Origin of the sequence: Actinomadura gamaensis, from assembly GCF_042652125.1 — a bacterium.
Taxonomy (GTDB): Bacteria; Actinomycetota; Actinomycetes; order Streptosporangiales; family Streptosporangiaceae; genus Spirillospora; species Spirillospora gamaensis.
Window position 1 is genome coordinate 87,147 of the sequence record NZ_JBHSIT010000018.1, and the last position, 26,414, is coordinate 113,560.

25 protein-coding genes are annotated in these 26,414 nt (G+C 74.1%); 10 read left to right on the forward strand and 15 right to left on the reverse strand.

The features are described 5' to 3' along the window. The first annotated feature begins 27 nt into the window (after positions 1–27). The gene (locus ACFPCY_RS40305; protein ID WP_378264670.1) at positions 28–1,251 is read left to right on the forward strand and encodes an acyl-CoA dehydrogenase family protein; all 1,224 of its coding nucleotides are present in this window, start codon (positions 28–30) and stop codon (positions 1,249–1,251) included. Continuing rightward, on the forward strand, positions 1,248–2,030 hold the full coding sequence (locus ACFPCY_RS40310) for a TetR/AcrR family transcriptional regulator (RefSeq protein ID WP_378264672.1): 783 nt from the start codon (positions 1,248–1,250) through the stop codon (positions 2,028–2,030). The genes ACFPCY_RS40305 and ACFPCY_RS40310 overlap by 4 nt, the downstream gene beginning before the upstream one ends. A gap of 19 nt (positions 2,031–2,049) precedes the next feature. Here ACFPCY_RS40310 and ACFPCY_RS40315 read toward each other — a convergent pair whose 3' ends face one another. Further along, the gene (locus ACFPCY_RS40315; RefSeq protein ID WP_378264674.1) at positions 2,050–3,552 is read right to left on the reverse strand and encodes an alpha/beta hydrolase family protein; all 1,503 of its coding nucleotides are present in this window, start codon (positions 3,550–3,552) and stop codon (positions 2,050–2,052) included. 119 nt (positions 3,553–3,671) lie between these two features. On the opposite strand from ACFPCY_RS40315, the gene ACFPCY_RS40320 reads away from it, so the two are divergent. The 3 genes from ACFPCY_RS40320 (at position 3,672) to ACFPCY_RS40330 (ending at position 6,524) form a co-directional block, all read left to right on the forward strand. Beyond that, positions 3,672–4,364, forward strand: coding sequence for a PH domain-containing protein (locus tag ACFPCY_RS40320; protein WP_378264676.1), 693 nt, complete (start codon positions 3,672–3,674; stop codon positions 4,362–4,364). A 139-nt stretch (positions 4,365–4,503) separates the two neighbouring features. After that, complete coding sequence (locus ACFPCY_RS40325) at positions 4,504–5,973, forward strand: threonine/serine exporter family protein (protein ID WP_378264678.1); 1,470 nt, start codon at positions 4,504–4,506, stop codon at positions 5,971–5,973. A 125-nt stretch (positions 5,974–6,098) separates the two neighbouring features. Continuing rightward, on the forward strand, positions 6,099–6,524 hold the full coding sequence (locus ACFPCY_RS40330; protein WP_378264680.1) for a luciferase domain-containing protein: 426 nt from the start codon (positions 6,099–6,101) through the stop codon (positions 6,522–6,524). A gap of 54 nt (positions 6,525–6,578) precedes the next feature. Here the strand turns inward: ACFPCY_RS40330 and ACFPCY_RS40335 are convergent, their stop codons facing one another. From ACFPCY_RS40335 to ACFPCY_RS40385, 11 genes are all read right to left on the reverse strand, one after another. Then, the gene (locus tag ACFPCY_RS40335; RefSeq protein ID WP_378264682.1) at positions 6,579–8,357 is read right to left on the reverse strand and encodes an LVIVD repeat-containing protein; all 1,779 of its coding nucleotides are present in this window, start codon (positions 8,355–8,357) and stop codon (positions 6,579–6,581) included. A gap of 105 nt (positions 8,358–8,462) precedes the next feature. Next, on the reverse strand, positions 8,463–9,746 hold the full coding sequence (gene kynU / locus ACFPCY_RS40340) for a kynureninase (RefSeq protein WP_378264684.1): 1,284 nt from the start codon (positions 9,744–9,746) through the stop codon (positions 8,463–8,465). After that, a complete protein-coding gene (gene dmpG / locus ACFPCY_RS40345; RefSeq protein ID WP_378264686.1) occupies positions 9,743–10,807 on the reverse strand; it encodes a 4-hydroxy-2-oxovalerate aldolase in 1,065 nt (354 codons plus the stop codon). Before dmpG ends, kynU begins: the two co-directional genes overlap by 4 nt. After that, positions 10,804–11,721, reverse strand: coding sequence for an acetaldehyde dehydrogenase (acetylating) (locus ACFPCY_RS40350; RefSeq protein WP_378264688.1), 918 nt, complete (start codon positions 11,719–11,721; stop codon positions 10,804–10,806). Before ACFPCY_RS40350 ends, dmpG begins: the two co-directional genes overlap by 4 nt. Continuing rightward, positions 11,664–12,950: a carboxylesterase/lipase family protein gene (locus tag ACFPCY_RS40355; RefSeq protein WP_378264690.1), complete on the reverse strand. Its 1,287-nt coding sequence runs from the start codon at positions 12,948–12,950 to the stop codon at positions 11,664–11,666. The genes ACFPCY_RS40350 and ACFPCY_RS40355 overlap by 58 nt, the downstream gene beginning before the upstream one ends. Further along, positions 12,947–13,993 (reverse strand): amidohydrolase family protein, encoded by a 1,047-nt coding sequence (locus ACFPCY_RS40360; RefSeq protein ID WP_378264692.1) that lies wholly within the window; start codon positions 13,991–13,993, stop codon positions 12,947–12,949. Before ACFPCY_RS40360 ends, ACFPCY_RS40355 begins: the two co-directional genes overlap by 4 nt. Before the next feature lie 75 nt (positions 13,994–14,068). After that, positions 14,069–14,641 (reverse strand): 3-hydroxyanthranilate 3,4-dioxygenase, encoded by a 573-nt coding sequence (locus ACFPCY_RS40365; protein ID WP_378264694.1) that lies wholly within the window; start codon positions 14,639–14,641, stop codon positions 14,069–14,071. Then, entirely contained in the window at positions 14,638–15,069 is a 432-nt protein-coding gene (locus ACFPCY_RS40370) for a RidA family protein (protein WP_378264696.1), read from the reverse strand. Before ACFPCY_RS40370 ends, ACFPCY_RS40365 begins: the two co-directional genes overlap by 4 nt. Continuing rightward, entirely contained in the window at positions 15,066–15,812 is a 747-nt protein-coding gene (locus ACFPCY_RS40375) for a 2-keto-4-pentenoate hydratase (protein ID WP_378264698.1), read from the reverse strand. Before ACFPCY_RS40375 ends, ACFPCY_RS40370 begins: the two co-directional genes overlap by 4 nt. Beyond that, on the reverse strand, positions 15,809–16,627 hold the full coding sequence (locus ACFPCY_RS40380) for a 2-keto-4-pentenoate hydratase (RefSeq protein ID WP_378264700.1): 819 nt from the start codon (positions 16,625–16,627) through the stop codon (positions 15,809–15,811). Before ACFPCY_RS40380 ends, ACFPCY_RS40375 begins: the two co-directional genes overlap by 4 nt. A gap of 9 nt (positions 16,628–16,636) precedes the next feature. Beyond that, positions 16,637–18,091 (reverse strand): 2-hydroxymuconic semialdehyde dehydrogenase, encoded by a 1,455-nt coding sequence (locus ACFPCY_RS40385; RefSeq protein ID WP_378264702.1) that lies wholly within the window; start codon positions 18,089–18,091, stop codon positions 16,637–16,639. Between the two features lie 101 nt (positions 18,092–18,192). Between ACFPCY_RS40385 and ACFPCY_RS40390 the strand changes: the two genes are divergently transcribed. Next, a complete protein-coding gene (locus ACFPCY_RS40390) occupies positions 18,193–19,134 on the forward strand; it encodes a LysR substrate-binding domain-containing protein (protein ID WP_378264704.1) in 942 nt (313 codons plus the stop codon). 14 nt (positions 19,135–19,148) lie between these two features. Here the strand turns inward: ACFPCY_RS40390 and ACFPCY_RS40395 are convergent, their stop codons facing one another. Genes ACFPCY_RS40395 through ACFPCY_RS40405 form a run of 3 tightly spaced genes read right to left on the reverse strand, consistent with a single transcriptional unit; the run spans position 19,149 to position 21,918 of the window. Then, positions 19,149–20,021: an alpha/beta hydrolase gene (locus ACFPCY_RS40395; RefSeq protein WP_378264706.1), complete on the reverse strand. Its 873-nt coding sequence runs from the start codon at positions 20,019–20,021 to the stop codon at positions 19,149–19,151. Between the two features lie 32 nt (positions 20,022–20,053). After that, entirely contained in the window at positions 20,054–20,692 is a 639-nt protein-coding gene (locus tag ACFPCY_RS40400) for a LuxR C-terminal-related transcriptional regulator (protein ID WP_378264708.1), read from the reverse strand. Then, the gene (locus tag ACFPCY_RS40405; RefSeq protein WP_378264710.1) at positions 20,680–21,918 is read right to left on the reverse strand and encodes a sensor histidine kinase; all 1,239 of its coding nucleotides are present in this window, start codon (positions 21,916–21,918) and stop codon (positions 20,680–20,682) included. The genes ACFPCY_RS40400 and ACFPCY_RS40405 overlap by 13 nt, the downstream gene beginning before the upstream one ends. A 146-nt stretch (positions 21,919–22,064) precedes the next feature. Between ACFPCY_RS40405 and ACFPCY_RS40410 the strand changes: the two genes are divergently transcribed. From ACFPCY_RS40410 to ACFPCY_RS40425, 4 genes are all read left to right on the forward strand, one after another. Next, complete coding sequence (locus ACFPCY_RS40410; RefSeq protein WP_378264777.1) at positions 22,065–22,793, forward strand: ABC transporter ATP-binding protein; 729 nt, start codon at positions 22,065–22,067, stop codon at positions 22,791–22,793. Then, positions 22,793–25,171, forward strand: a complete 2,379-nt coding sequence (locus tag ACFPCY_RS40415; protein WP_378264712.1) for an ABC transporter permease — start codon at positions 22,793–22,795, stop codon at positions 25,169–25,171. Before ACFPCY_RS40410 ends, ACFPCY_RS40415 begins: the two co-directional genes overlap by 1 nt. A gap of 24 nt (positions 25,172–25,195) precedes the next feature. Then, positions 25,196–25,366 carry a hypothetical protein gene (locus tag ACFPCY_RS40420; RefSeq protein ID WP_378264714.1) on the forward strand — a complete coding sequence of 57 codons (171 nt, stop codon included), beginning with the start codon at positions 25,196–25,198 and terminating at the stop codon, positions 25,364–25,366. 85 nt (positions 25,367–25,451) lie between these two features. Continuing rightward, entirely contained in the window at positions 25,452–26,288 is an 837-nt protein-coding gene (locus ACFPCY_RS40425; protein ID WP_378264716.1) for a DUF4253 domain-containing protein, read from the forward strand. The last annotated feature ends 126 nt before the right edge of the window (positions 26,289–26,414 follow it).

Here is a 26,414-nt window from a genome sequence, read left to right on the forward strand (position 1 = left end):
AACTGACTCGTCAGTTACTATAGCCGAATGGACTTCGGTTTGAGCCCCCGCGCCGAGGAGTACCTCGGCCGCCTGCAGGACTTCATGGACGCCCACGTCTACCCCGCCGAACCGGTCTACGCCGAACAGCGCCGGGAGCTGACCGCCGCCGGGCGCGAGCACGAGCTGCCGCCGGTCGTCGAGGAGCTGAAGGCCGAGGCGCGCGAGCGCGGCCTGTGGAACCTGTTCCTGCCCGACAGCACCGACCCGGCGCACGGCCTCACGAACACCGACTACGCCAGCCTCGCCGAGATCACCGGCCGCTCGCCGCACCTGGCCCCCGAGGCCACCAACTGCGCCGCGCCCGACACCGGCAACATGGAGGTCCTCCACCTGTTCGGCACGCCCGAGCAGAAGGAGCGCTGGCTGACGCCGCTGCTGAACGGCGAGATCCGCTCCGCGTTCGCGATGACCGAGCCGGACGTGGCGAGCTCCGACGCCACCAACATCTCCACCCGCATCGAGCGGGACGGCGACCACTACGTCATCAACGGCCGCAAGTGGTGGATCACCGGCTCGGCCGACCCGCGCTGCAAGATCATGATCGTGATGGGCAAGACCGACCCGGAGGGGCACCCCTACCTCCAGCAGTCGATGGTGCTGGTGCCGATGGACACGCCGGGCGTCGAGATCGTCCGTCCGCTGCCCGTCTTCGGCTACCACGACCAGCAGGGGCACTGCGAGATCACCTTCACCGACGTCCGCGTCCCGGTGGAGAACCTGGTCGGCGAGGAGGGCGGCGGCTTCGCCATCGCGCAGGCGCGCCTCGGCCCCGGCCGCATCCACCACTGCATGCGCGCCATCGGCATGGCCGAGCGGGCGCTGGAGCTGATGTGCCGGCGCGCGGTGGACCGGGTGGCGTTCGGCAAGCCGCTGGCCGCGCAGGGCGTCGTCCGGGAGCAGATCGCCGAGTCGCGGATGGCGATCGAGCAGGCCCGGCTGCTCACCCTCAAGACCGCGTGGCTGATCGACAAGCACGGGGTGAAGGCCGCCCGGTCCGAGGTCGCGGCCATCAAGGTCGTCGTGCCGCGGATCGCGCTCGAGGTCGTGGACCGCGCCATCCAGGTGCACGGCGGCGCGGGCGTCTCCGCCGACACCCCGCTGGCCGCGATGTGGGCCGGGCTGCGCACGCTGCGCCTCGCCGACGGCCCCGACGCCGTGCACGTCCGGTCCGTCGCGCGCGCGGAGTTGGGTAAGTTCACCGCGAGATGACGAACACCACGGGGGACGCGGGCACCCGCGAGTCGGGCGCCCGCACGGCGAGGCCCAACCCACCCCGCCCCGCGCCCCGCGCGGACGCGACCGGCGCGGGCGGCGCGGGCGCAGGCTCGGGCGGCGCAGCCGGCGCGGGTGCCGGTGGGGGGCGGCGGCGGATGCCGCACGCGCGGCGGCGCGAGCAGCTGCTCGGGCTGGCGCTGCGCGAGTTCGGGCGGCGCGGCTACCACCTGACGCAGATGGAGCACGTGGCCGGGGCGGCGGACGTGTCCAAGGCGCTGCTGTACCAGCACTTCGCGTCCAAGGAGGAGCTGTTCGCCGAGGTGGTCGGCTCGGTCGTCGCCGAGCTGACCGCCCGGCTCGGCGCCGCGGTGCGGGCCGAGGACGGCTCGGTGGACCGGATCCGCGCGATGGTGCGGGTGCTGTTCGACTACGCGACCGACGAGCCGGACGCCTGGTCGCTGGTCATCCGGCACCTGGACAAGCCGGAGGTCGGGCCGGGCCTGCACGAGCTGCGCGACCGGCTCGGCGAGGCGTTCGCCGACCTGCTGCTGATCCGCCGCCGCGCCGACCCCGCCCTGTCCCCCGCCGAGCTGGCGGTGAACGAGCACCGCGCCCGGCTGCTCGTCCCGCTGATGTACGGGTCGATGCTGTCGATGGTGTCGTGGTGGCTGGAGCACCCCGACACCCCGCGCGACCGGGCGGAGGCGATGGCGGTCGAGTTCATCTGGCTCGGCCTGGACCGCCTCCGCACCGGCGAGCGCCTGCGCGGCTGACCCTGATCCGCCGGCCGGCTCAGTAGTCGGCGACCGGCCCGGGCTGGACGGTCGGGACGGTCAGCGCGACCTTCGACGCGTCCAGCCAGCCGAGCGCCTTCTGCGAGGTGAACAGGGCCGTGCCCGGCGTGAGCTGGAGCGCCAGCCGGTGGCCCGGCCCGATCTTCCAGGACAGCGCCTCCAGGTCGCGCTCGACCGTGCGGCGGCGGCCGTCCAGGGTGACCGGGACCGGGGTGGCCTGGTTGCCGACGACCAGGCCGGAGTCGACGTCCACGATCTGCGCGTAGAGGGCGGTCCTCCCGTGCAGCGCGCGGCCCTGGTAGCTGAGCTTCAGGTGCGGGACGCCGACCGCCTGGCCGTCCGCGGCAGGCGACGGGATCGGGACGGTCAGGGCGTTCTTGGCGGGCTGCGCGACCATCTGCGAGCCGGAGCTGTCCAGCGGGCTCACGTTCAGGTGGCCCTTGCCGGTCGCGCGCAGCGGCTGCCGCGCCGGCGCCGGGTAGGACGCGGCCGTCCGGTAGACGCCGTCCTGGTCGATGTACTCGAAGCCGGCGCCGGTGTCGACGGAGGCGTCCCGCTTCAGGTAGCGGGCGAACCAGGCGAGCGTGGCCTTGGCGAGGTGGTCGGCCGAGCCGGCCTTGGTCGAGCAGGTGCCGTGCCCGCCGCAGAACCAGATCATCTTGACCGGCGCGCCGTTCGCCTTGATCGGCCGGTAGAACGACAGGCCCTCGCGGAGCGTGAACAGCGTGTCCACGGTGCCCTGCATGACGAGCGTGGGGATGTGGATCCTGTTGACCAGCGATCCCGCGCCGGCCTGGAGGAACCACTTCTGGACCGACGGGGACAGCGTCCCGCTCAGCGCGCCGGACGCGCAGCCCTCCAGCACCTTCCCGGCGACGCGGTTGCCGTTCACGACGCCGCCGAGGCACAGCAGCGAGCCCCAGCCCGCGCGGTAGACCGAGTCGCGGTAGAGGCTGCGCTCGACGCTCTGGAAGGCGATGGTCGGGGTGATCACGTCCACCCGGCGGTCCATCCCGGCGACGACGAGCTGGATGCCGCCGCCGTAGCTGCCGCCCGCCATCCCGAGGCGCGGGTCGCCGGGCCGGTCGAGCTGGACCTCGGGCTGCGCCGCGGTCCAGTCGATGATCTTCATGACGTCCCGGCCCTCGACCGCCGGGGTGTCCACGTTGGCCGCGCCCTCGGAGCCGAAGCCGCGGGCGTTCCAGGTCACCACGTTGTACCCGGCGGCGGTGAACAGCGCGAGCTGGCCCTTGGCGGGGTCGGTCTCGGCGCGTCCGCCCCAGCCGTGGCCGAGCAGGATCGTCGGGGCCTTCGCCCCGGTGGCCAGGCCCTTGGCCGGGAAGAAGTTGGTGACGATGTGCACGCCGTCGAACGAGGCGAGCTTCACCGTCCGGGGCGCGGGCGCGCCGTCGGCGTGCGCGGGCACGGCGAGGGCCAGGGGCAGGGCCGCGGTCAGCGCGGTCGTGGCGACGGCGGCGGCCCGGCGGGGGCGACGTGGCATGGGTGAACTCCGGGGGTCCCAAGGTAATCAGTAACTGATTCGGACCTCAGTAGCTACACCACCTCCGACACCACCGGCAATACCGGAACACGAACCACATTCAGGACTAGGATGCGGCCGTGGCCGGATCGACGATCATCAGGCTCAGCCCGCTGACCACCCTGCGGTTCGACGACGACGCGCTGACGATCGTCCGGCTGTGGCGTCCGCGGCGGATCCCCTGGGACGACGTCGCCGGTCTCGTCTACACCCGCGTCCACACGAACCATCGCGGCCCGATCCCGTTCCAGCTCCGCCTCGTGCTCGCGGACGGCGCTCCCGAACCCGGACGCTTCCTCAGCGAAGGCCGGCCCCCCGCGCCCTACGCGACCGGTCCCGTGCTCTTCAGGACGCACAATCTCGACCTCGGAAGGTCGAGCCCCGCCCAGAAGCGCATCTACGCGGAGCTGGAGAGCCGCGGGTTCGAGCGGCCCGAGCCCTCTGCGATGCGATACCAGCCGCGCGGCTACACGCGCGAGGAGCAGACCCTCGCGGTGTCGATGGACCTCCGGCGCGAACACCACAACACCCACCCGGTCACCGTGAACCACGACGGCAGCGACGGACGGCTGGTCGACGACGTCCTGCCCGCCCTCGCCGAGCGGCATCATGCGGCCGAGACGTCGCAGGTCAGGCCGCGCTACACCATCTTCTTCTTCGAAGGGCCGGACGCCGGGGCGAACTCCGCCGCGTTCATCGCCGAAGCGCGCCGCGTCGTCCCGTCCGGATGGCGCGTGACGGCCTCGGCCCTCCCCGAACCGCGACGTCCCTAGCCTGAAGGACACTGTCGGCAGGCGGCACTGCCCCGCCCAATGACGGGCAAAGAGTCGGTCGCCTTCCCGCGTCCCTCGGCCGGACGCGGCGTCCGGCGCCGCTAGCGTCGCCGCAGGCGCATCGGAGTCCGGGAGGGCAGTGGACGAGGAGCACGACGAGGCCGGAGGCCGCGCCGAAACCGAGCCCGACGCCGCCACCGACGCCGACGCCGACGAGGGCGCGGACGAGGGCGAGGGCGACGAGGCGGCCTGGCCGGGCGAGTCCGACCCCGCGACCACCACCGGCGAGAACCCCCTCGCCGCGATGGAGGCGGCGCTGCGCGGCGGGCGCGAGCCCGGCGTCGGAACGGACGCCTACGCCACGCTCGACCTGGCGCTGCGCATCGGCGAGCTCCTGCTCGCCGGAGGGGACACCGCCGAGTCGGTGGACCGGGCCATGGGCCGCATCGCGCGCGCGTACGGGCTTCCGCACACCGAGATCGACGTGACGCTCGCCGCCGTCGGGATGTCCTACCTGCCGCGCGGGGACCGTCCTCCCGTCACCGCCGAACGGCGCGTCCGGCGGCGGACGCCGAACTACACGCGGCTCGTCGCCGTGGACCAGATGGTGCGCGACGCGACCGCCGGGAAGCTCGGGCTCCAGCAGGCCAAGTTCCGGCTCAGCGACATCATCGGCCGCCCGACCGCCTACCCGCACTGGACGCAGGCCACCGCGCTGTCGGTGCTCGGCGGGGCGGGCGGGATCCTGGTCGGCGGCGGGCTGTACGCGGCGCTCGCCGCGTTCGTCGCGACGCTGCTCGGCGACCGGACGGGCGCGTGGCTCGGCCGCCGCGGCATCGCCGACTTCTTCCAGATGGCGCTGGGCGCCGCGATCGGCACCCTGGTGACGGTGCTGCTGGTCGCGACCGACGCGCCGGTGCGCTCGGGGTCGGTCATCATCGGCGTCGTCATCGCGCTGATCCCCGGCCGGGCGCTGGTGGTGTCCATGCAGGACGGCATCGCCGGGGACCTGGTCACCGGCACCACCCGGCTGGTCGAGGTGCTGTTCGTCATCACCGCCATCCTGAGCGGCATCGGCGCGGTCACCTACGTGGCCGCGCGCAACGGCGTGCCGATCTCGCTGGAGAACCTGCCGTCCGCGCCGACGACGGTCGCGGCGCCGCAGACGTTCGGCGCCGCGGCGATCGCGGTGGCGTTCGCCGTCTACCACCTGGTGTCGCGGACGCTGCTGCCGCCGATCGCGCTCGGCGGGATGCTCGCCTGGGCCGTCCTGATCGAGATGCGCGGGCTGGACCTGCCCGCCGCGCCCGCCACGGCGATCGCCGCGACCGTGGTGGGCCTGCTCGGCACCGCCTACGCGCGGCTGGCACGCGTTCCGGCGCTGGTGTGCGTGACGCCCTGCATCGCGCCGTTGATGCCCGGAACGCTGATGTACCGGGGCATGCTGGAGCTCACCACCGGACGGACCGGCCACGCCGCGCTGGTGCTCGTCGAGGCGCTCGCGACCGCGCTCGCGATCGGCGCCGGCGTGTACATCGGCGGGGAGCTGCTCCGGCTCGTCCGGCCCGCGCGGCGGGTGCTGCGCCCGCCGCGGCGCGTCCGCACCTGACGCGCCGGAGGACGGCCCGTCCGAGCGCGTTTTGGCACGTGACAACGCACCTGGCGGCCTTCCGGGCGTAACGATTTCGACTCGGGCGGTTCCCCTCGGCGTAGCCGCGGCGGGACGATGCGTGCGTGGCAGCCAACGGGAGTGGCGCGACGGCGGCCGTGGGCGGCGACGCCCGGCCGGCCGGACGGCGGGCGGCCGGGGGGAACGGCGGTCGCCTGCTCGAACAGGTGGGGTCCTGGCCGGACGTCTCGGTGGTGCGGGCCGACTGCGGCTTCGGCAGGGCGCTCGCGACGGGCGGCCGGCAGGTGCTGCACCTGCACGGCGACGAGGCCGAGTTCCGGCTGACCCGCCCGGTGCTGGACCGGCTCGGCGAGGCGCTCGCCGGCACCGGCCGGGTGCGGGTGCGGCCGGGCGGCGAGTGGGTGGCGGTCCGTCTCGACACCGACTCCGACCTCGCGCTGGCGCTGGCCCTGACCAGCGTGGCGATCAAGGCGACCGCGGCGGTCCGGGACGCCGGGCCCTGCGGCGCGGCGGCGTCCCGGACCGGGTAGCGGCCAGACCGCATGAGCGGTCGGGCCGGGTGGGCGGTCGGGCCGGGTGGGCGGTCAGAGGGTGGAGTTGCGGAACGGCTGCTCCGGCGCGCCCAGGTTCGGCTTGCCGATGAGCCGCCGGGACGACAGCGCGTAGATCCCGTCGTTGGTCATCACCCAGACGATCCGGCGGTCCCACTCGATGTAGACGCCGTGCGTCTGGTTGCCGAGCGCCCAGTCCGGGACGTCCTTGCTGTAGCCCTGCGGGACGAACTGCGCGACGATCTTCGGGTGGGCGGGGTCCTTCACGTCGAAGAACTGCGCGCCCGCGTTGTAGAACCCGTAGGTCAGCAGGCCGTTCGGCGGGGTGCCGGGCGAGGTGTAGTAGCCGGTGCGCTTGGGTCCGAAGCTGCCGCCGCGCTGGCAGAAGTCGGCGAAGCCGGAGCCCTTCGGCGGGACGGGCCGGGGCAGCGTGCCGACGATGCGCGGCTTGGCCGGGTTCCGGACGTCCACCTGGAACACGTCCTTGTACGGCTCGTAGCAGTCCTCGCCGAGCGGGTAGCCGCTGACGTACACGATGCCGGTCCTGGCGTACTGCGAGACGTCCACGTTGTCGGCCTCGGTGCCGCCGACCGACATCGGCAGGTCGAGGTGCCCGACGATCCTCATGCGCGCCGGGTCGGAGATGTCGAGGACGGAGAACCCGAAGCCGCCCTGCGCCGCGAACGCGTACCTGCCGCCCTGCTCGACGGGCTTGGGAATGAACAGCGACATGCGCGCGCCCATCCAGGACGTCTGGTTCCCGCAGCGCGGGTTCGTCCGGTACGCGGCCTCCTCGCCCTTCACCTGGCCGGGCAGGTGCCATTCGCCGAGCTTGCGCGGGTGCGCCGGGTCGGACATGTCGTAGGAGGCGTATCCGGCCGAGTACAGGTTCGTCGGGACCTCGGAGTTGCCCCAGGAGTCGCGCGGCGCGACCGCGATGAACATGTACTTCTCGCCCGTGTAGTACGGGATGTCGAGCGAGCCGGAGCCCTGCTGCGCGGCGTTGACGTCGGAGTGCAGCGGGTCCTTCTGGGTGGCGTCGGTGCTGACGGTCGCCAGCAGGTGCCAGTCCCTCTTGCGCGGGCCGTCCAAGCGGAAGACCTTGAAGCCCTTGAGCTGCTTGGTGGCGCGGACCTTCCTCACGCCCTCGGGGTTGCCGAACTTGCCGTGCTCGGGGTCGTCGCCGAGCTCGTCCGGGATCTGGCGCTTCGCCTCGAAGCTCTGCACCATGACGTAGGCGTTGAGCCGCCGGTTCCACTGGATCGTGGACGCGCCCCAGAAGTCGTGCGCGGCCCAGGCGCCATTGGCCTTGTTCTCGTCGCCGTTCACGTCGTCGCGGGTCATCTTCTCCACGACCTTCACCTTCTTGACGTCGGTGATGTCGTAGACGCGGCCCTCGCTCCGGTCGTACTGGAACATATAGCGGCGGCCGTGGAAATCGACGATGTTCTGCCACGAGTGGAAGTAGTCCGGGGTGAATTCCTTCCCCCGGTACGACGCCTCGACCTTCACCGGACCGGACCGGTGGGCGTTCGGGTCGTAGCCGGCGGTCTTGCCGAACAGGTCCGTGGACCCGCCGGGGAAGGGGTGCCGCTCCTCGTCGGCGGGGGTCAGGGCCGGGTGCCGGAACGAGCCGTCCAGCTGCATCCCGTACGAGCCGGGGTCGGCCGCGGGCGGCCTGCGGTCCCCGCAGACCGTCGGGATGTAGGGGTCGGCGGGGCTGGCGTGCGCGGAGCCGATCGCGGCGAGCGAGGCCAGGACGGCGGCGGACGCCGAGCCCGCGGCGACCGCCGCGAGGCGGATTCTCCTCATGGAAAATGCCTTTCCTAGGGGGTTCGAGAAGCATGATCCAGGTGAGGAGAATCCGCTAATACCTACTTTCGGGGCGGCTATACCGAACCGGTTATCACCGGAATTTCAGGTGAGCTTCGCGAGCGCCTCGGCGGCGCGGTGGCAATCGTGGAAGGTGCAGTACAGCGGGACGGGCGCCAGCCGCACGACGTCGGGCTCGCGCGCGTCGGCGATCACGCCCGCCTCGTCCGCCAGCGCCTTCACCAGGCCGCCGGCGTCCGCGACGCGCAGCGAGAGCTGGGTGCCGCGCTGCGCGGGGTCGTCCGGCGTGATGACACGGACGCCGCCGATGGGCGCGAGCCGCTCGGCGAGGTAGGCGGTGAGCCGCTCGCTCTTGGCGCGCAGCGCGGTCATGCCGACCCGGTCGAAGATCTCCAGCGAGACCAGGACCGGTGCGAGGGCCATGATCGGCGGGTTGGACAGCGCCCAGGCGTCCGCGGTCGGCGGGTGGGCGACCTCGGGGTCCATGCGGAACCGGATGTCGGCCCGCGTGCTCCACCAGCCGGACAGGCGCGGCAGCGTGGTGTCCCGGACGTGCCGTTCGTGCACGAACGCGCCCGCGACCGCGCCGGGCCCGCTGTTCAGGTACTTGTAGGTGCACCAGGCGGCGAAGTCCACGTCCCAGTCGTGCAGGCTCAGCGGGACGTTCCCGGCGGCGTGCGCGAGGTCCCAGCCCACGACCGCGCCCGCCGCGCGGCCCGCGCGGGTGATCGTCGCCATGTCCATCAGCTGGCCGGTCAGGTAGTTGACGCCGCCGAGCATCAGCAGCGCGACGCGGTTCCCCTCCCGCCGCAGGTAGTCGACGACGTCCTCGGTGCGCAGGTTGTCCTCGCCGGGACGCGGGCGCAGCCGCACGACCGTCTCCGCCGGGTCGAGCCCGTGGTGGACGGCCTGGCTCGCGACCGCGTAGGAGTCGGACGGGAACGCCGAGTCCTCGATGACGATGCGGGTCCGCTCCCCCGACGGCCGGTAGAAGCTGGCCATCAGCAGGTGCAGGTTGACCGTCAGCGAGTTCATCGCGACGACCTCGTGCGGGAGCGCCCCGACCAGCCGCGCGGCGGGTTCGGTCAGCAGCTCGTGGTAGGACACCCACGGGCGCCGGGCCTGCGTGTGCCCCTCCACGCCCAGCCGCGACCAGTCCGTCAGCTCCTCGGCGAGCCGCGCGGCGGTCGCCTTCGGCTGGAGCCCGAGCGAGTTGCCCGCGAAGTACGCGGCCTCCTCGTACGGGCCGCCCGGCGCGGGCGGGATCAGGAACTCGGCGCGCAGCGTCGGCAGCGGGTCGGTCTCGTCGAGGCGGCGGGCCCGCAGCTCGCGCGTCCCCGCCTCCCCGGGCGCGGCTTCGTCGGTCACGTGTTCCTTCCTTCGATCAGGTCCAGCGCCACATCGACGATCATGTCCTCCTGGCCGCCGACCATGCCCCGGCGGCCCACCTCGACCAGGATCTCCCGGGTGTCGAGGCCGTAGCGGCGGGCGGCGTCCTCGGCGTGCCGCAGGAAGGACGAGTACACGCCCGCGTAGCCGAGCGTCAGCGTCTCCCGGTCCACCTGGACGGGCCGGTCCTGGAGCGGCCGGACGATGTCGTCGGCGGCGTCCATCAGCTTGAACACGTCGCTGCCGTGCTTCCAGCCCATCAGGTCGGCGACGGCGACGAACGCCTCCAGCGGGCAGTTGCCCGCTCCCGCGCCCATGCCGGCGAGCGAGGCGTCCACGCGGCGCACGCCGTTCTCGACGGCGACGACCGAGTTGGCGACGCCGAGCCCGAGGTTGTGGTGGGCGTGGATGCCGATCTCGGTGGTGTCGTCCAGGACGTCCCGGTACGCGCGGACGCGGTCCCGGACGCCGTCCATCGTCAGCCGTCCGCCGGAGTCGGTCACGTAGACGCAGTGCGCGCCGTAGGACTCCATCAGCTTGGCCTGCCCGGCGAGCGTCCGGGCGTCGGCCATGTGGGACATCATCAGGAACCCGGCGACGTCCATGCCGAGCTCGCGGGCGGTGGCGATGTGCTGGGCGGAGATGTCGGCCTCGGTGCAGTGCGTGGCGACCCGCACCGACCGGACGCCGAGCTCGTGCGCGCGCTTCAGCTCGGCGATCGTGCCGATGCCGGGCAGCAGCAGCGTGGTGAGCCGCGCGTTCGGCATGACCTCGGCCGCGGCGGCGATCCACTCCTCGTCCAGGTGCGCGCCGGGGCCGTAGTTGACGCTCGACCCGGCGAGGCCGTCGCCGTGCGCGACCTCGACCGCGTCCACGCCCGCCGCGTCCAGCGCGGCGGCGATCTCGCGGACCTGGTCCACGGTGTAGCGGTGCCGGATGGCGTGCATGCCGTCCCGCAGCGTCACGTCCTGGACGTACAGCTCGACGCTCTCCGCCGGCTCGACGCTCTCCGCCGGCTCCACGTTCTCTGCCGGGCTCACTGGGCCGCCATCCTCTCTGCCACGCGCAGCGCGGCGGACGTCATGATGTCGAGGTTCCCGGCGTAGGCGGGCAGGTAGTGCGCCGCGCCCTCCACCTCCAGGAACACCGAGACCAGGTTCCCGGCCTCTCCCCCGGCGAGCGCCGCGAGCGGGTCGGCGGCGGGAAGCGGGCGGATCTGCACCTTCTGCTTGAGCCGGTAGCCGGGCACGTACGCGGCGACCTCGGCGATCATCTTCTCGATCGACGCGGTGACCTGCTCGGGGTCGCAGTCGCCGGTCACGCAGTACACGGTGTCCCGCATGATCAGCGGCGGCTCGGCCGGGTTCAGCACGATGATCGCCTTGCCCCGCGCCGCGCCGCCGACCTCTTCGAGCGCCCGCGACGTGGTCTCGGTGAACTCGTCGATGTTCGCGCGGGTGCCGGGCCCGGCCGACTTGGAGGCGATGGACGCGACGATCTCGGCGTACCGGACCGGCGTCACCCGCGACACGGCCGCGACGATCGGCACGGTGGCCTGGCCGCCGCAGGTGACCATGTTGACGTTCGGGGCGGCGAGGTGCTCGTCCAGGTTGACCGCGGGCACCACGTACGGGCCGATCGCCGCCGGGGTCAGGTCGACGATCTTCTTCCCGTACGGTTCCAGGACCCGCGCGTTGTGCCGGTGCGCCTTGGCGGACGTGGCGTCCAGCACGACCTTCACGTCGGCGAACTCGTCCATGGCGACCAGGCCCTCGACGCCCTCGTGGGTCGTCGCGACGCCGAACCGGCGCGCGCGGGCGAGCCCGTCGGAGTCCGGGTCGATCCCCGCGAGCACCGCGACGTCGAGGGCCTCCGACGTCCGGAGCACCTTGATCATCAGATCGGTGCCGATGTTGCCCGATCCGATGATCGCGACGCGCTGCGCGTCCGGCATGGCACTGTCTCCCTTCCGTGGCAGAAATCGGCGAAGGCCGCGGCGGTCTCCGCGCCGAGGGCGGCGACGTCCGGCCCGGTCCCGGTGAGCGGGGCGAGCCGCCGGTCGTGCAGGGTGCCGAGGTGGAACGGGACGTCCACCAGGTGCGCCGCGCCGAGCCGCACGCCCGCGTGGGCGTACGGCGAGCGGTGCTCGAACCGGACGCGCCGGACCTCGCCGCCGTGCGCGGCGTGCCAGCGCGCCAGCTCGTCCGCCGGGCGCGCCATGACCAGCTCGGTGCGCGCGCCGGCGGCCGACAGCGTGGCCGGGTCGATCGCGGCGAACAGCCGCATCTCCTCGGCGGTGGTCGTGACCAGCAGCGGGAGCGGCGGGACCGCCCCCGACCGGACGGCGTCCATCGGGTGCCGGGGCAGGAACGCCCCGTCCACCACGGGCGCGACCGGCAGGACGCCCTCGACCGGCGGCAGCGTCCGCGCCGCCTCGCCCTCGGCCGCGAGGACGGCCTTCAGCGGCGCGGACCGGGGCTGCGCCCGTCCGAGCGCCCGGCGGAACGCGGCCGTGAACGCGCGGGCGCGCGTCCCGGTCGCGAAGCCGTAGGGCAGGCCGCTCATCACGGCGGCCCGCTGGAACAGGCCGCGCGCGCTCGGCGCGCCCATGAGGGCGAGCACGCTCATCCCGCCCGCCGAGTGCCCGGCGAGGGTGATCCGGTCCGGGTCGCCGCCGAACGCGGCGATGTTGGCGCGGACCCACTCCAGCGCGGCGACCTGGTCGCGCAGCCCGAGGTTGGCCGGGATCTCGTCGTCGCAGGCGAAGCCGAGCACGCCGAGCCGGTAGTTGAGGGTGACGACGACCAGGTCGTGGTCGCGGGCGAGCGGCGTCCCCCGGTACATCGGCTGGGCGCCCGAGCCGAACACGAACGCGCCGCCGTGCAGGAAGACCAGCACCGGCCGCCGTCCGGCGGTGCCGGGCGTCCAGACGTTCAGGGTGAGGCAGTTCTCCCGGCCCGACTCCGGATCGATCTCCAGGCCCGGCACCCAGGCCATCCGGCCCGGGCGCTGCGGGGCGGGCGGGCCGAAGGCGCGGGCCTCGCGCACGCCGTCCCACGGGACGGGCGGTTCGGGCGGCGCGAACCGGCGGGCGGGCGCGGCGTACGGGACGCCCCGGAACGCGATCGTCCCGTCGTCCGGGCCGCCGCGCACCGTCCCGGCCGCGGTCGCGACCGTGGTCATGAGGCGAGCCCCGCCGCCGCGGAGTCGACCCGGAGGGCGTCCCGGCCGGAGGCGGGCGCGAAGAACCGCTCGGCGTTCCCGCCGAGGATGGCCGACCGGTCGGCGCCGGTCAGGCCGGGGCAGGCGCGGATCGTCGCGCCCGGCTCCCGCTCGCCCAGCGGGAACGGGTAGTCGGTGCCGAGCATGACGCGCTCGACGCCCATGACGTCCACCAGCAGGCGCAGCGCGCGCGGGTCGAACACGGCCGAGTCGACGTGGAAGCGGCTCGTGTACTCCGACGGCGGGCGCGGCGAGTCCGCGCGGACGATGTCCCGGTTGCGCCAGGCGTTGTCGGCCCGGCCGAGCAGGAACGCGAAGCTGCCGCCGCCGTGGCAGAAGCACAGCCGCAGCGACTCGGGCAGCCGCTCGAACGTGCCGCCGAGCATCATGCCGAGGATGCTGAGCTGCGTCTCGGCGGGCATCCCGACCAGCCACGGGAGCATGTGCCCGCGCATCCGGTCGGTCGCCATCATGTCCCACGGGTGGACGAGCACCGGCAGCCCGAGCGCGGCGCAGTGCGCGAGGAACTCGGCGATCTCGCCGTCGTCCAGGTTCCGCTCGCCCACGTGGTTGCCGATGTGCACGCCGCGGGCCCCGGCGGCGGCCGCGCGGGTCGCGACCTCGCAGGCGGTCGCGGTGTGCTGGAGCGGCACCTGGCAGAGCGGCAGCAGCCGCGCGGGGTCGGCCGCGCAGTACTCGACGATCCTGGCGTTGACCAGGTCGCACCAGTCGGCGGCGCGGGCCGGGTCGGCCCCGTACCCGAACATCAGCGGCGTGGACGAGACGGCCTGGACGTCCACCCCCGCGGCGTCCATGTCGGCGAGGCGGCGGGCGGGCTCCCACAGGCCCTCCTCGACGGGGCGGTACTCGTCGCCGCCGCTCATCATCATTCCGGTGCCGTCGCCGTGGTCGCGCAGCCACGGCTCGCCGGTGTCGCTCAGCACCCGTCCCTCCGCGCGGCTGATGCGCGGGAAGACGTGCGCGTGGACATCGAAGACGCTCACGGGGACCTCCGTTTTCGGGCGTGCTCGCGCCCCCTTCCGGCGGGGCGGGCCGCCGGAAGGGTCGTTTCGTTCGGCTCAGGCGCGGGGCGCCGTCTTGGGGACCATCGCATCGGGCCACTGCCTGCCCGGATGGGTCGCGCCGCAGTTCGGGCACTTGCGGTCGCCGTCGTAGAACTCCTGGAACACCGGGGGCAGGTCGTCCACGATCGACCGGACCTGCAGCTCGGTGCGGTGCACCAGGTGGTGGCACTCGGTGCAGTACCACTCGAAGGACTCCAGCTCGCCCTCCGGGCGCGCGATCTCCACGACCAGGCCGACCGAGCCGGCCTCGGGGCGCTGCGGCGAGTGCCGGACGTGCGGGGGCAGCAGGAACACGTCCCCCTCGTTGATCTGCACGTCCACCGGAGGCCTGCCCTCCTCCTCCATCACCCGCAGGACCATGTTGCCCTTGAGCTGGTAGAAGAACTCCTCGCGCGGGTCGTCGTGGAAGTCGGTCCGCTGGTTCGGGCCGCCGACCACCATGACGATCATCCCGGCGTTCTCGAACACCTGCTTGTTGCCGACCGGCGGCTTGAGCAGGTGCTCGTGCTCGGCGATCCACGCCTGGAAGTTGAAGGGCTGTCCGTGCACCATCTTGGGAAGGGTCATGCTCCGGCCTCCTTGGGGGGGATGTGGGCGACGCACGAGATCTCGATCAGCAGATGCGGGTGCGGGAGCTGGTGCACCGCGACCGTGGTGCGGGCGGGGCCGGTCTCGTCGAAGTACTCGCCGTAGACCTCGTTGTAGCCGCCGAAGTCGTTCATGCTCACCAGGTAGGTGGTGACGTTGACGACGTCGGCGAGGTCTCCCCCGGCCGCCTTCAGCAGGTCGCGGATGTTCTCGATCACCGCGCGGGTCTGCGCGCGGATGTCGAGGTCGGTGACGCCCATCGGGTCGGCGCTCGCTCCGGCGAACGTGCCGTCCGGGCGCCGGGAGCTGGTCCCGGACACGAACACGAAGTCGCCCGCGCGCCGCACGTGCGGGAACCTCCCGCGCGGCTTCGCCTTGCCCTCGACGAGGATCGCCTCATCGGTCACGTGGTCACCTCCACCGAGCCGAGGCCCGCGCCGGTGACGCGGACGTGCGCGTTCGCGGGCAGCGGGACGGCGGCGGTCGCGGCCCCGGCGAGGACGACGTCGCCCGCGCGCAGCACGATCCCGGCCTCGGTCGCGAGCCGCGCGGCGGCGCGCAGCGCCCGCACCGGGTCGCCGAGGATGGCCGCCGACGAGCCGGTCTGGACGACGCGTCCGTCGATCTCCAGGACCATCCCGACGTTCGACACGTCGCGCGGGCCGTGCCAGGCGCCGATGCCGAACCCGGACGCCGACGCGTTGTCGGCGATCACGTCCGGCAGGGTGAACTTGAAGTCGGAGTAGCGCGAGTCGAGGATCTCGTAGCCGACCGCGACGCCGGCCACGGCGGTGTCCACGTCGGCCGGGCGGATGACGTCCCGGCCGATCAGGAACACGATCTCCGGCTCGACGCGCGGGTGGATCAGGGAGGCGACGTCGGCCGCCGACTCGACCAGCATCCGGTCGGTGAGCTGGCCCCAGATGACGTCGTCCACGCCCATCTGGACCATCTTCGCGCGGCTGGTGAAGCCCATCTTCACGCCCGCGAACCGCTCGCCGGACGTGCGCCGCAGCTCGATGCCCGCGCGCTGCACGTCGTAGGCGGTGGGCACGTCCAGCTTCGGCTCGGACGCGCTGAGCATCCCGATCGCGCGCCGCTCGCGCCGCGCCCCGTCCAGGCGGGCGGCCAGGCCCCTGACGTCGGTCACGCCTCTTCCCCTTCCTGGCGGGCGAAGGCGACGCGGACGTCGCCGAGTCCGTCGATGCGCGCCTCCACGACGTCGCCGGGCGCGACCGGCACGACCGGGCCGAGCGCGCCGGTGAGCACGGTGTCGCCCGCGCGCAGCGGGCGGCCGACCCGGACGAGCGTGTCGGCGAGCCAGAGCGCCGCGTTCAGCGGGTGCCCGAGGCAGGCCGCGCCGGTGCCGGACGACACCTGCTCGCCGCGCCGCTCCAGCACCATCCCGCACAGCCGCAGGTCCACGTCGGCGAGCCGGACGGGCCGGTTGCCCAGCACGTACAGGCCCGAGGACGCGTTGTCGGCGACCGTGTCGGCCAGGGTGATGTCCCAGTCGCGGATGCGGCTGCCGACGACCTCGATCGCGGGCAGCGCGAACGCCGTCGCGCGGATCAGGTCGGCGACGGTGTGCCGCTCGTGTGTCAGGTCGTGCTCCAGGACCAGCGCCACCTCGGCCTCGGCCCGCGGCTGCTGGACGGCCCCGGCGGGCACCTCCGCGCCGTCGGGGACGGCCATGTCGGCGAACAGCATCCCGAAGTCGGGGCTGTCCACGCCGAGCTGCCTCTGCACGGCCGTGGAGGTCAGGCCGATCTTGCGGCCGGCGAGGCGGCGGCCCTCGGCGATCCACCTGGTGGTGAGCCGCTCCTGGACGGTGTAGGCCTCGTCCGGGGTGGAGATCAGGTCGCGGACGGGCGCGCAGGGCGTGCCGCTCGCGTGCGCCGCGAGGATGCGGTCGGCGGCCCGCTCGACGGCGGAGCGCGCGGTCCGGCTCTCAGTTTCGGTCAAGGTTCGCTCTCAGATCTGGATGCAGACGTTGACGGGCTCCGAGAAGAAGTCCAGGGAGTACTCTCCGCCCTCGCGGCCGATCCCGGAAGCCTTCACGCCGCCGAAGGGGGTGCGCAGGTCGCGCAGGTTCCAGCAGTTCACCCACACGATCCCGGCCTCGATCCGCGGCGCGACCCGGTGCGCGCGCGACAGGTCGCGGGTCCACACGGTCGCGGCGAGGCCGTACTCGCTGTCGTTGGCGAGCCGGACGGCCTCCTCCTCGGTGTCGAACGGCGCGACGTGGCAGACCGGCCCGAAGATCTCCTCCCGGACGGTCCGGGCCTGCTCGGACAGGCCCGTCAGCACGGTCGGCTCCACGTAGAAGCCCTTGTCGCGGCCGTCGCCGAAGGTCGGGACGCCGCCGCCCGCGACGACCGTCGCGCCCTCCTCGACCGCGAGCCGGTAGTAGGACAGCACCTTGTCGCGGTGCTGGGCGGAGATCATCGGGCCGTAGCCGTCGAGCGCGCGGGCGCGCGCGCCGAGCCGCTCGACGAACTCGTCGAAGACCGGCCGCTCGACGTAGACCCGCTCGGTGCACAGGCAGATCTGCCCGGAGTGGGTGAAGGACGAGCGGACCGTGCCGTCCACGGCGGCGTCGAGGTCGGCGTCGGCGAACACCAGCGCCGGGTTCTTGCCGCCGAGCTCGAACGAGACCGGGGTGACGTGGTCGGCGGCGTTGCGCATGATCGCGGCGCCGGTGGCCGACTCGCCGGTGAACGCGATCGCGTCCACGCCGGGGTGGCCGGTGAGGAACGACCCGGCGGCGTCCGCGCCGTGCCCGTGCACGAGGTTGAACGCCCCGGCGGGCAGCCCGGCGTCGTGGACCACCTCGGCGAGCAGCGTCGCGGTCGAGGGCGTCTCCTCCGACGGCTTGGCGACCACCGCGTTCCCGGCGGCCAGGGCCGGGGCGACCTTCCAGGTCAGCAGGAGCAGCGGCAGGTTCCACGGGGAGATGACCGCGACGACGCCGAGCGGGCGGCGGACGGAGTAGTTGAGCGCCTGCCCGGTGCCGCCGCTCCAGCCGGGGACGGTCGTCGTGTAGGCGCGCTCCGGACGGCCGTACAGCAGGTCGGCGTAGGCGCGGAAGTTGCCCGCGGCGCGCGGGATGTCCACCGTGGCGGCCAGCTCGCGGGGCTTGCCGGTGTCGCGGACCTCGGCGTCCACGAACTCCTCGAACCGGGCGTCGATGCCGTCGGCGATCCGGCGGAGCGCGGCGGACCGCTGCTCGGGGGAGGTCGCGCCCCACTCGCCGTTCAGCGCCGCCCGCGCCGACCGGACGGCCTCGTCGACGACCGCCCGGGGCGCCTCCGGAGCGCTTCCCGCCTCGTCGCCGGTCACCGGGTCGACCAGGGGGAACGGCGCGCCGTCCGTCCGGAACTCGCCGCCGACGTAGTGCCGCACCCGCATGCCGTTCGCCTCCCTCATCACCCTCCCGACACGACGATCATCCTCCCCGCCAGCTATGCGCGTCCAATACCGAATGTCGTCCTTGCTATATCAGGAGGGTTATTGGTAGGAAGGGCGGCATGCGCGCCATCGACCTGCTGAACGGGCGGCTGAAGCTGCGGCACCTGGTGCTGGTGGTGGCGATCGCCGACCACGGCAGCGTGCTGCGCGCCGCCGAGCACCTGCACCTGGCCCAGCCCGCGGTCACCCGCAGCCTGCGCGAGGTCGAGCACGTCCTCGGCGTGGAGCTGTTCAGCCGGGGGCCGCGCGGCGTGACGCCGACGCTGTTCGGCGAGGCGTTCGTGGAGCACGCCCGCGCCGTGCTCGCCGAGCTGCGGCGCGCCGGGGAGCGGATCAGCGGCCTCGCCGACGGCCAGGTCGGCACGGTCACCATCGGCACCCTGCTCGCCGGGTCGAACGTGCTGCTGCCGCGCGCGATCGCGGCGCTGAAGCGGGAGCGGCCGGGCATCACGGTGATCGTCCAGGAGGCGACCTTCGACGCCCAGGTGCCGCGGCTGCTGGACGGCGAGATCGACATGGTCCTCGGCCGCCTCAACCCGATCGGCGACCAGCCGGGGCTGCGCCAGATCGTCCTGTACGGGGAGCCGGTGCGGCTGGTCGCGCGGGCCGGGCACCCGGCCCGCGACCGGGACGGCCTGACCCTCGCCGACCTGCTCGACTACCCCTGGGTGCTGCCGCTCCAGCAGACCGCGCTGCGCAGCGAGCTGGAGCAGATCTTCCGGGACCGGGGGCTGGCGCTGCCCACCGACCTGGTCGAGTGCACGTCGGTGCTGACCGTCCGGACGCTCGTCCGCGACACCGACATGATCGCGGCGCTGCCGGAGCTGGTCGCCCGCACGGACGCGGGCGTCGCGCCGCTGCCGGTCCCACTGGACCCGGTGCGCCGCCAGGTCGGCGTGACCCTCCCGGACCGGCGGCCGCTCACGCCGTCCGCGCGGCTGATGCTCGACCACCTGCGCTCGCAGGCGGCCGAGATCACCCAGCCGGAGCCAAAGCCGTAGGTGAAGGCGGGCGTTCAGCCGAGGTCGCGGAACAGGCCGAGCAGGGCCCGGCTGACCTCGGTGTCCGGGTCCTCCAGGTCGAGGACGACGTCGAAGTGGTCGCGGCCGTCGGCGACGAGCAGCGGGCCGTTGCCCCAGTAGGGCTGGAAGCGGCGCGACTGGTCCAGGAAGCCGGAGCCGTCCTCCGAGCCGACCGCGAACACCGCCGGGCAGCGGCGTCCGGCGGGCAGGAACGCCGGGCTGAGCCGGGTCGCCGACTCCAGGTCCAGGCGCGCGTTCTCGTTCACGTAGACGCGGAGGATCGGGCGCAGGTCGAACAGGCCGCTGAACGGCATCGCGGCCTTCACCACGTCGGCGGGCAGGCCGAGCTCCTCCTGCCAGCCCTCCACCATGGTCATGCCGGTGAGGTGCCCGCCGGCGGAGCTGCCGCCGACGACGATCCGGTCCGGGTCGAGGCCGTGCTCGCGGCCGTGGTGCCAGACCCAGGCGACGGCCGCGCGCGCCTGCCGGACGATCTCCTCGACCGTCACCTTCGGGGTGAGGGTGTAGTCGGGCACGACGGTCGCGACGCCCCGGCCGTGGAGCATCCGCGCCATGAACGCGGTGTCCTCCTTGGCGCCCGCCATCCAGTAGCCGCCGTGCAGGAAGACGAACACCGGGCGGAGCTCGCCGTCCTCGGTGCCCCACACGTCGAGCCGCTCGCCGCTGGTCTGGTCGTAGCGGATCCCGGGCGTGCCGGGCAGTCCGGCCACGGCGGCGTCGGAGTCGGCCCGGTAGCGCTTCATGAGCGCCTCGAACCGCTCCGGGCCCGCCTTGCGCCGCACGTTGTAGGCGACGTCGAGCTGCTCGTCGCTGAGCCCCCGGGCCGGGTCGTCACGCAGGTCCATGGTGATCACCTTATGCCGGACGGCCGGTCCGATCACGCGTTGAGGTAGGCGAGGACGGCCAGCACCCGCCGGTGGCCGCTGTCGGACGGCGGCAGCCCGAGCTTGGCGAAGACCGCGCCGATGTGCTTGCCGACCGACCGCTCGGTGATCACGAGGGTGGTCGCGATGGTGGCGTTGTCCAGGCCCTGCGCCATCAGGCCGAGCACCTCCCGCTCGCGCGGGGTGAGGCTGCTCAGCGGGTCGCGCCGGACCGACATCAGCTGGGCCACGACCTCAGGGTCCAGCGCCGTGCCGCCCGCGACGACCCGGTCGAGGGCGTCGAGGAACTCGTCCACCCGGCCGATGCGGTCCTTCAGCAGGTAGCCGATCGCGCCCGCGCCGTCCGAGAGCAGCTCGCCGGCGTAGGTCTCCTCGACGTACTGCGAGAGCACCAGGACGGGCAGCCCGGGGATCGCCTTGCGGGCCTCGATCGCGGCGCGCAGGCCCTCGTCGCGGAAGCCCGGCGGCAGCCGGACGTCGAGCACGGCGGCGTCCGGACGGTGCTCCAGCAGCGCCGGGACCACCTCGGGCCCGGCCCCGACGGACGCCACGACCTCGTGCCCGCCCGACTCCAGCAGCAGCGTGACACCCTCCCTGAGCAGCACGTTGTCCTCGGCGATCACGATCCGCACGGCAGGTCCACCTCCAGGGTCGTGCCCCGGCCCTCGGGGCTGTCGATGCGGGTCTCGCCGTCCAGCGCGGCGACGCGGCGGCGGATCCCGGCGAGGCCGCTGCCCCGCAGCTCGTCCGCGCCGCCCTTGCCGTCGTCGGCGACACGCACCCGCAGCAGCGGGCCGTCCCGGTGGACGGCGACCGCGACGCTCCTCGCCCCGGCGTGCTTGCTGACGTTCGTCAGGGCCTCGGCGACGACGAAGTAGGCGGCGGCCTCGACGGCGGCCGGCGCGCGCAGGCCGTCCGCCGGGACGTCCAGGCTGACCGGGATCGGCTGCGCCCCGGCCAGGGCGCGCACCGCCCCGGCGAGGCCGCGGTCGGACAGGATCGGCGGGTAGATGCCGCGGATCACCGTCCGCAGCTGCGTCAGCGCCTCCTCGACGCCGTCCCTGGCCTGGAGGAACAGCTCGCGGGACGCGGCCGGGTCGGCGTCGAAGCGGCGGTCGGCCAGGCCGAGCCGCAGCGCGACCGCGACGAGCTGGGCCTGCGTGCCGTCGTGCAGGTCGCGTTCGATGCGGCGCAGCTCCGCGCCGTGCGCCTCCAGCGCCTCGGCGCGGGTCTCGGTCAGCTGCTCGACGCGTTGCCGCAGGTTGACGCGGCGGCGCGGCGGGGAGAGCAGGATCTCGGCGAGCCTGGCCTGCCCGAGCGCGAGCAGGGGCACCAGCCACACCGCCAGCGCGAGGTCGAGCGCCACCTGGAGGAACGGCAGGGTCAGCGCCTGGCCCCAGGTCTCCAGCCGGACGAACGCCGAGACCGAGCCCTCCGGCGCGGCCCACCACCACAGCGGCAGGGTCAGCGAGTACGCCGCCGAGGGCACCAGCAGGGTGCCGAACAGGCCCGCAATCAGCCCGTAGAGGCCGTGCAGGAGCAGCCAGGCGAGCTCGCGCCAGGTCGCCGCCGAACGCAGCAGGCGCACGCCGTCCTCCAGCGCCGAGCCGGACGGCGGGAGCGGCTCGGGCGCGGCGATCTCCCGGCCCAGGTACCGGGCGGCCCGGCGGCGCTCGAAGGCGGCCATCGCGTGGACGGGCCGGATCAGCGACGGCAGCCACGGCAGCGCCACGAACAGCACGCCGAGCAGCAGCGCCAGCGGCACCAGGTAGAAGCCCAGGAGCGCGGGCACGGCGGTGAGGAGGCCGACCGCCAGGTACGCGGCGGCCCGCCACGATCTCCTGAGCGTCCCCTCCATGGCGATCACCGTATGCCACCGGAAGGCCGCCCCGCGCCCGGGCGCGCCCCCGTCCCATGGTGTAGCCGGCTACACCATGGATGCGGGGTCGCGCCCGGATGGCAAACGATCCCGGCCTGCCTAGCGTCGATGGCGTGAACAGCGCGATGACCAGGACGCACGCCACCCCGGCGGTGCGCCTCGACACGGTGACCAGGTCCTACGGGGACGTCACGGCCCTCGACGGCGTCTCGTGGGCGTTCCCGCGCGGCGGCTTCACCGCCGTGATGGGACCGTCCGGCTCCGGGAAGAGCACCTTCCTGCACTGCGCCTCGGGGCTGGACCGCCCGACGTCCGGCACGGTGTGGATCGGCGGCGCCGACCTCGGCCGGCTGCGCGAGTCCGCGCTGACGCGGCTGCGGCGGGAGCGGGTCGGCTTCGTGTTCCAGTCCTTCAACCTCATCCCGTCCATGGACGTGGAGGAGAACGTCGCGCTGCCGCTCCGGCTCGGCGGCGGCGAGGTGGACCGGGACCGGATCGCCGCCGTGCTGGCCCGCGTGGGCCTCGCCGACCGGATGCGGCACCGGCCGGGTGAGCTGTCCGGCGGGCAGCAGCAGCGCGTGGCGCTGGCCCGCGCGCTGGTGACCGAGCCGGAGGTCGTGTTCGCCGACGAGCCGACCGGCGCGCTCGACCCGCGCACCGCCCGCGGGGTGCTGCGGCTGATGCGCGAGTCGGTGGACCGCGCGGGCCAGACCGTCGTGCTGGTCACGCACGATCCGGTCGCCGCCGCGTGGGCCGACTCGGTGCTGTTCCTGGACGGCGGCCGGATCGTGGACGAGCTGGTCTCGCCGACGGTCGCGTCCGTGCTGGCGCGCTGGGACGCGGTGGCCGCGTGATGCCGCGCCGCGATGATTTCAAGGGCGCGTCCCTGGGCGTCTTCGTGACGCTCCTGCTCGCGACCGTGCTGGTCGGCGCGTTCGGCGTGCTGCTGGAGTCCGGGCTGCGGGCGCACGCGCCGGTCGAGCGCTACAAGGCCGCCAAGGCGGTCGTGACGGCCCCGGGGAACGTCGAGATCACGACGAAGTCGCCGGGTTCCAAGCCGGAGGCGCAGCGGCGGCCGAGGACCGAGCTGCCGCGCCTGCCCGTCGCGGTCGCCGACCGCCTGCGCGGGGTGCCCGGCGTCCGGGCCGTGGTCGCGGACGTGTCGTTCCCGGTCGTGACGTCCGGCGGGGCCGTCCTGTCGGGCCACGGCTGGGACTCGGCGGCGCTGCTCCCGGCCGCACCGACCTCGGGTCGGGCACCGCAGGCACCGGACGAGGTCGTTCTGCCCGCGAGCTCGGGCGCGCAGGTCGGCCGGACGGTCCGGCTCCAGGCGAACGGCGTGCCGACGTCCTACCGGGTCACCGGGCTGGTCGGCTCGGGACCGGCGGCGGCCTACTTCGCGCCGGCCACGGCGGCCGAGCTGAGCGGACATCCGGGCTTCGCCAACGCGTTCGGCGTGCTCGCCGACCGCGACACGAAGATCCGCGACCTGCGCGCCGCCGCTCCGGGCCTGTCCGTCCTGACCGGCGACTCGCGCGGCGACGCCGAGGACCCGGCCGTCGCCGCCGTCCGGCCGGACATGATCGAGCTCGGCGCGGCGATCGGCGGAACCTCGCTGATCACCGCGCTGATCGTGGCCGGCGGGCTCCTCGGCCTCCAGGCGCGGCGCAGGGCCCGCGAGTACGCGCTGCTGCGCGCCGTGGGCGCGACGCCCGGCCAGGTGCGCGGACGCGTCGTCCGCGAGGCGCTGCGGACCGCGCTGCCCGCCGCCGCGATCGGCGGGGTCCTGTCGCTCGCCGCCGGGGCGCTCCTCCAGTCGGCGATGCACCACAAGGGCGTGCTGCCGCCCGGTTTCGGCCTCGCGCTGAGCCCGCTGCCCGCGCTCGCCTCGTTCGCGCTGACCATGGTCGCGACCGTGCTGGTCGCGCTGCTGGCGTCGCTGCGCGTCTCGGGCATCCGTCCCGTGCGGGCGCTCGGGGAGACCGCCGCCGATCCGTCCTCGCCGCCGCGCTGGCGGATCGTCACCGGAGCGCTGATGCTGGCGGGCGGGCTGAGCTCGCTCGGCGTGACGCTCGGCGCGTCCGGGGCGGTGGCCGCGGCCTCGCTCAGCAGCATGGTGATGGCGCTGATGGTCGGCGTCGCGCTCCTCTCGCCGGTGATCGCCCAGTTCGGCGCGCGGGTGCTGGGCGGCGCGGTGGTGGCGCTGTCCCCGGTCGCCGGACGCCTCGCCCGGCATTCGGCCGCGGCCGCCGCGCCGCGCGCCGGGGCGACGCTGACGCCGGTCGCGCTCGTGATCGCGTTCGCGCTGGTACAGCTCTCGGGGATCGCGACGAGCATCGACGCCGCGTCCGGCCAGGCCGCCGCCGCGGACCGCGCCGACCGGATCCTCGTCTCGTCCGGTGCGGGCGTGCCGTCCGGGGTCGCCGAGGCCGTCCGGACCGTCCCCGGAGTGACCGCCGCGACGCCGGTCCACCGCACGACCGTGGTCATGGCGGTCCGCGAGATGGGCGAGACGAAGCTGCGGTCGCTGCCCGCGCGCGGGCTCGGCGCGGACGCCTCCCGGACCGTCGACGCCGGGCTCGCCAAGGGCGGCCTGGACGCGCTGACCGGCACGTCCGTCGCGTTGAGCAAGGACGTCGCCGGCGGGGCGAAGATCGGCTCGTCCCGGACGCTGTGGCTCGGCGACGGCACCCGGATCAGCGCCCGCGTGGTCGCGGTCTACGCGCGCGGCCTCGGCCTCGGGGACGTCCTCCTCCTGCGCGACCTGGTCGCCGCGCACGCCGGCTCGGCCCTAGACGACCACGTCCTCGTGCGCTGCTCCGGCCCGTGCTCCCCCGAGACCGCCCGCGCGCTCGACTCGGTCACCGCCCGCTTCACCGGCGTCCGCGCCGTGGACCCCGCCGCCTTCGGCGAGGCCACCTCGCGCGAGATGCGCACGCAGGAACTCCTCAGCCAGATCATCGTGGCGGCGATCGGCGGGTTCGTCCTCGTCGGCGTCGTCACCACCCGGCTGCTCGCGGTGGCCTCGCGCCGCCCCGAACTGGCTTTGCTCCGCAAGGTCGGCGCCACCCGCGCCCAGGTCCGCGGCTCGGTCCGGCTGGAGGGCGTGATCGTCCTCGGCACCGGCGCGGTCGCCGGCCTGGCCGTCGCCGCCGTCACCACCGCCGCGCTCGCGACGGTCGTGACCGGCCAGCCGGTCCCGTCCCTGCCGTCCGTCCCGTTCGTCCACTGACACTCCGTCGAGAAAGGCAATGCCATGAACTCCGCCACCCGCTGGACCCTGTTCGTCGTCCTGCTGATCGTGAACGTCGGGTACCAGATCCTGTTCCGTGGCACCTGGCACCAGATCGTCGTCAGCGCCGTCACCGGAGCCGGAATCCTCGGCCTGCTCGCCGAATACCTCGTCCGGGGGCGCCGGGAGCGGTGAACCGTGCCCGTGCCCGCGCGGTCGCCGTTACGATCCTGGAGTGCCAAGATCGGTGTTGGCACGAATTGGACCGGAACGGCGTGATATGGACGACGTGGACCTCGACCTGCGAGAGCGGCTGCCGGGTGACCTCCCGAAGCTCTTCCCCGACGACGGCGCGGAGCGCTCGCTGTCGGTGGCGCTCCCGCCCGGAGACGTGGTCTGGCCCGATCCCGGCTACCCGCAGCGGCAGCTCGTCCGGCGGCCCGCGTTCTGGGTGAGCGACGACCCGGTGACCGGCGAGCTGTGGTCGCGGCTGCGCGCCGAGCACCCCCGGTCCGGCCTCTGGCCCGTCCTGCTGGACGAGTCGGACCAGCCCTGGGCGGCCGGGCAGGTCGCCCCCGAGCCGGTCGCCGAGATCGGCAACTACGCGCCCGCCGCGTTCATGTACGAGGTGTGGAGCGACTTCGCCGAGCAGGCCGGGGCCGAGGACTTCGAGGACCTCGCGCCCTTCGGCCGGCACTGCCCCGGCCCGGCCGCCCCCGGCACCCCGCTGGACGACCCGGACGCCGCCGCCGACCGGCACGCCCGCGCGCTCTCCGCGCGCGGGCTCTCGCTCGGCCTCGTCGCGGTGGAGCGGGGCGCGGACGCGCTCGCCGCGATCGGCTGGCAGGGCGCGCTGAACCACAACGAGTGGACCGCGCCCCTCGCCGCCGTCGTGCGCGGCTGGGAGGAGCGGTTCGGCGCGCGCGTCGTCGGCCTCGGCTTCAACACGCTGGAGCTGAGCGTCGCCGCGCCGCCGGTCACCACCCGGCACGCGGTGCAGGTCGCGGCCGAGCACTGGGCGTTCTGCCCGGACATCCTCTTCCAGGGTCCCGGCACGCTCGCCGGATACGCCGAGGAGATCCGCGGCAAGACCTGGTGGTCGTTCTGGTGGGACTGACCGCGGACGCGGCGCGGGCGACCGACCGTCCCGCCTGAGCCGCCCGCCTCCTCTGGATCACCCGCCACCGGAGTGTCTACGATGACCGGTCTGAGGGAGATCAACAAGGGACGGCGGTCACGGTGC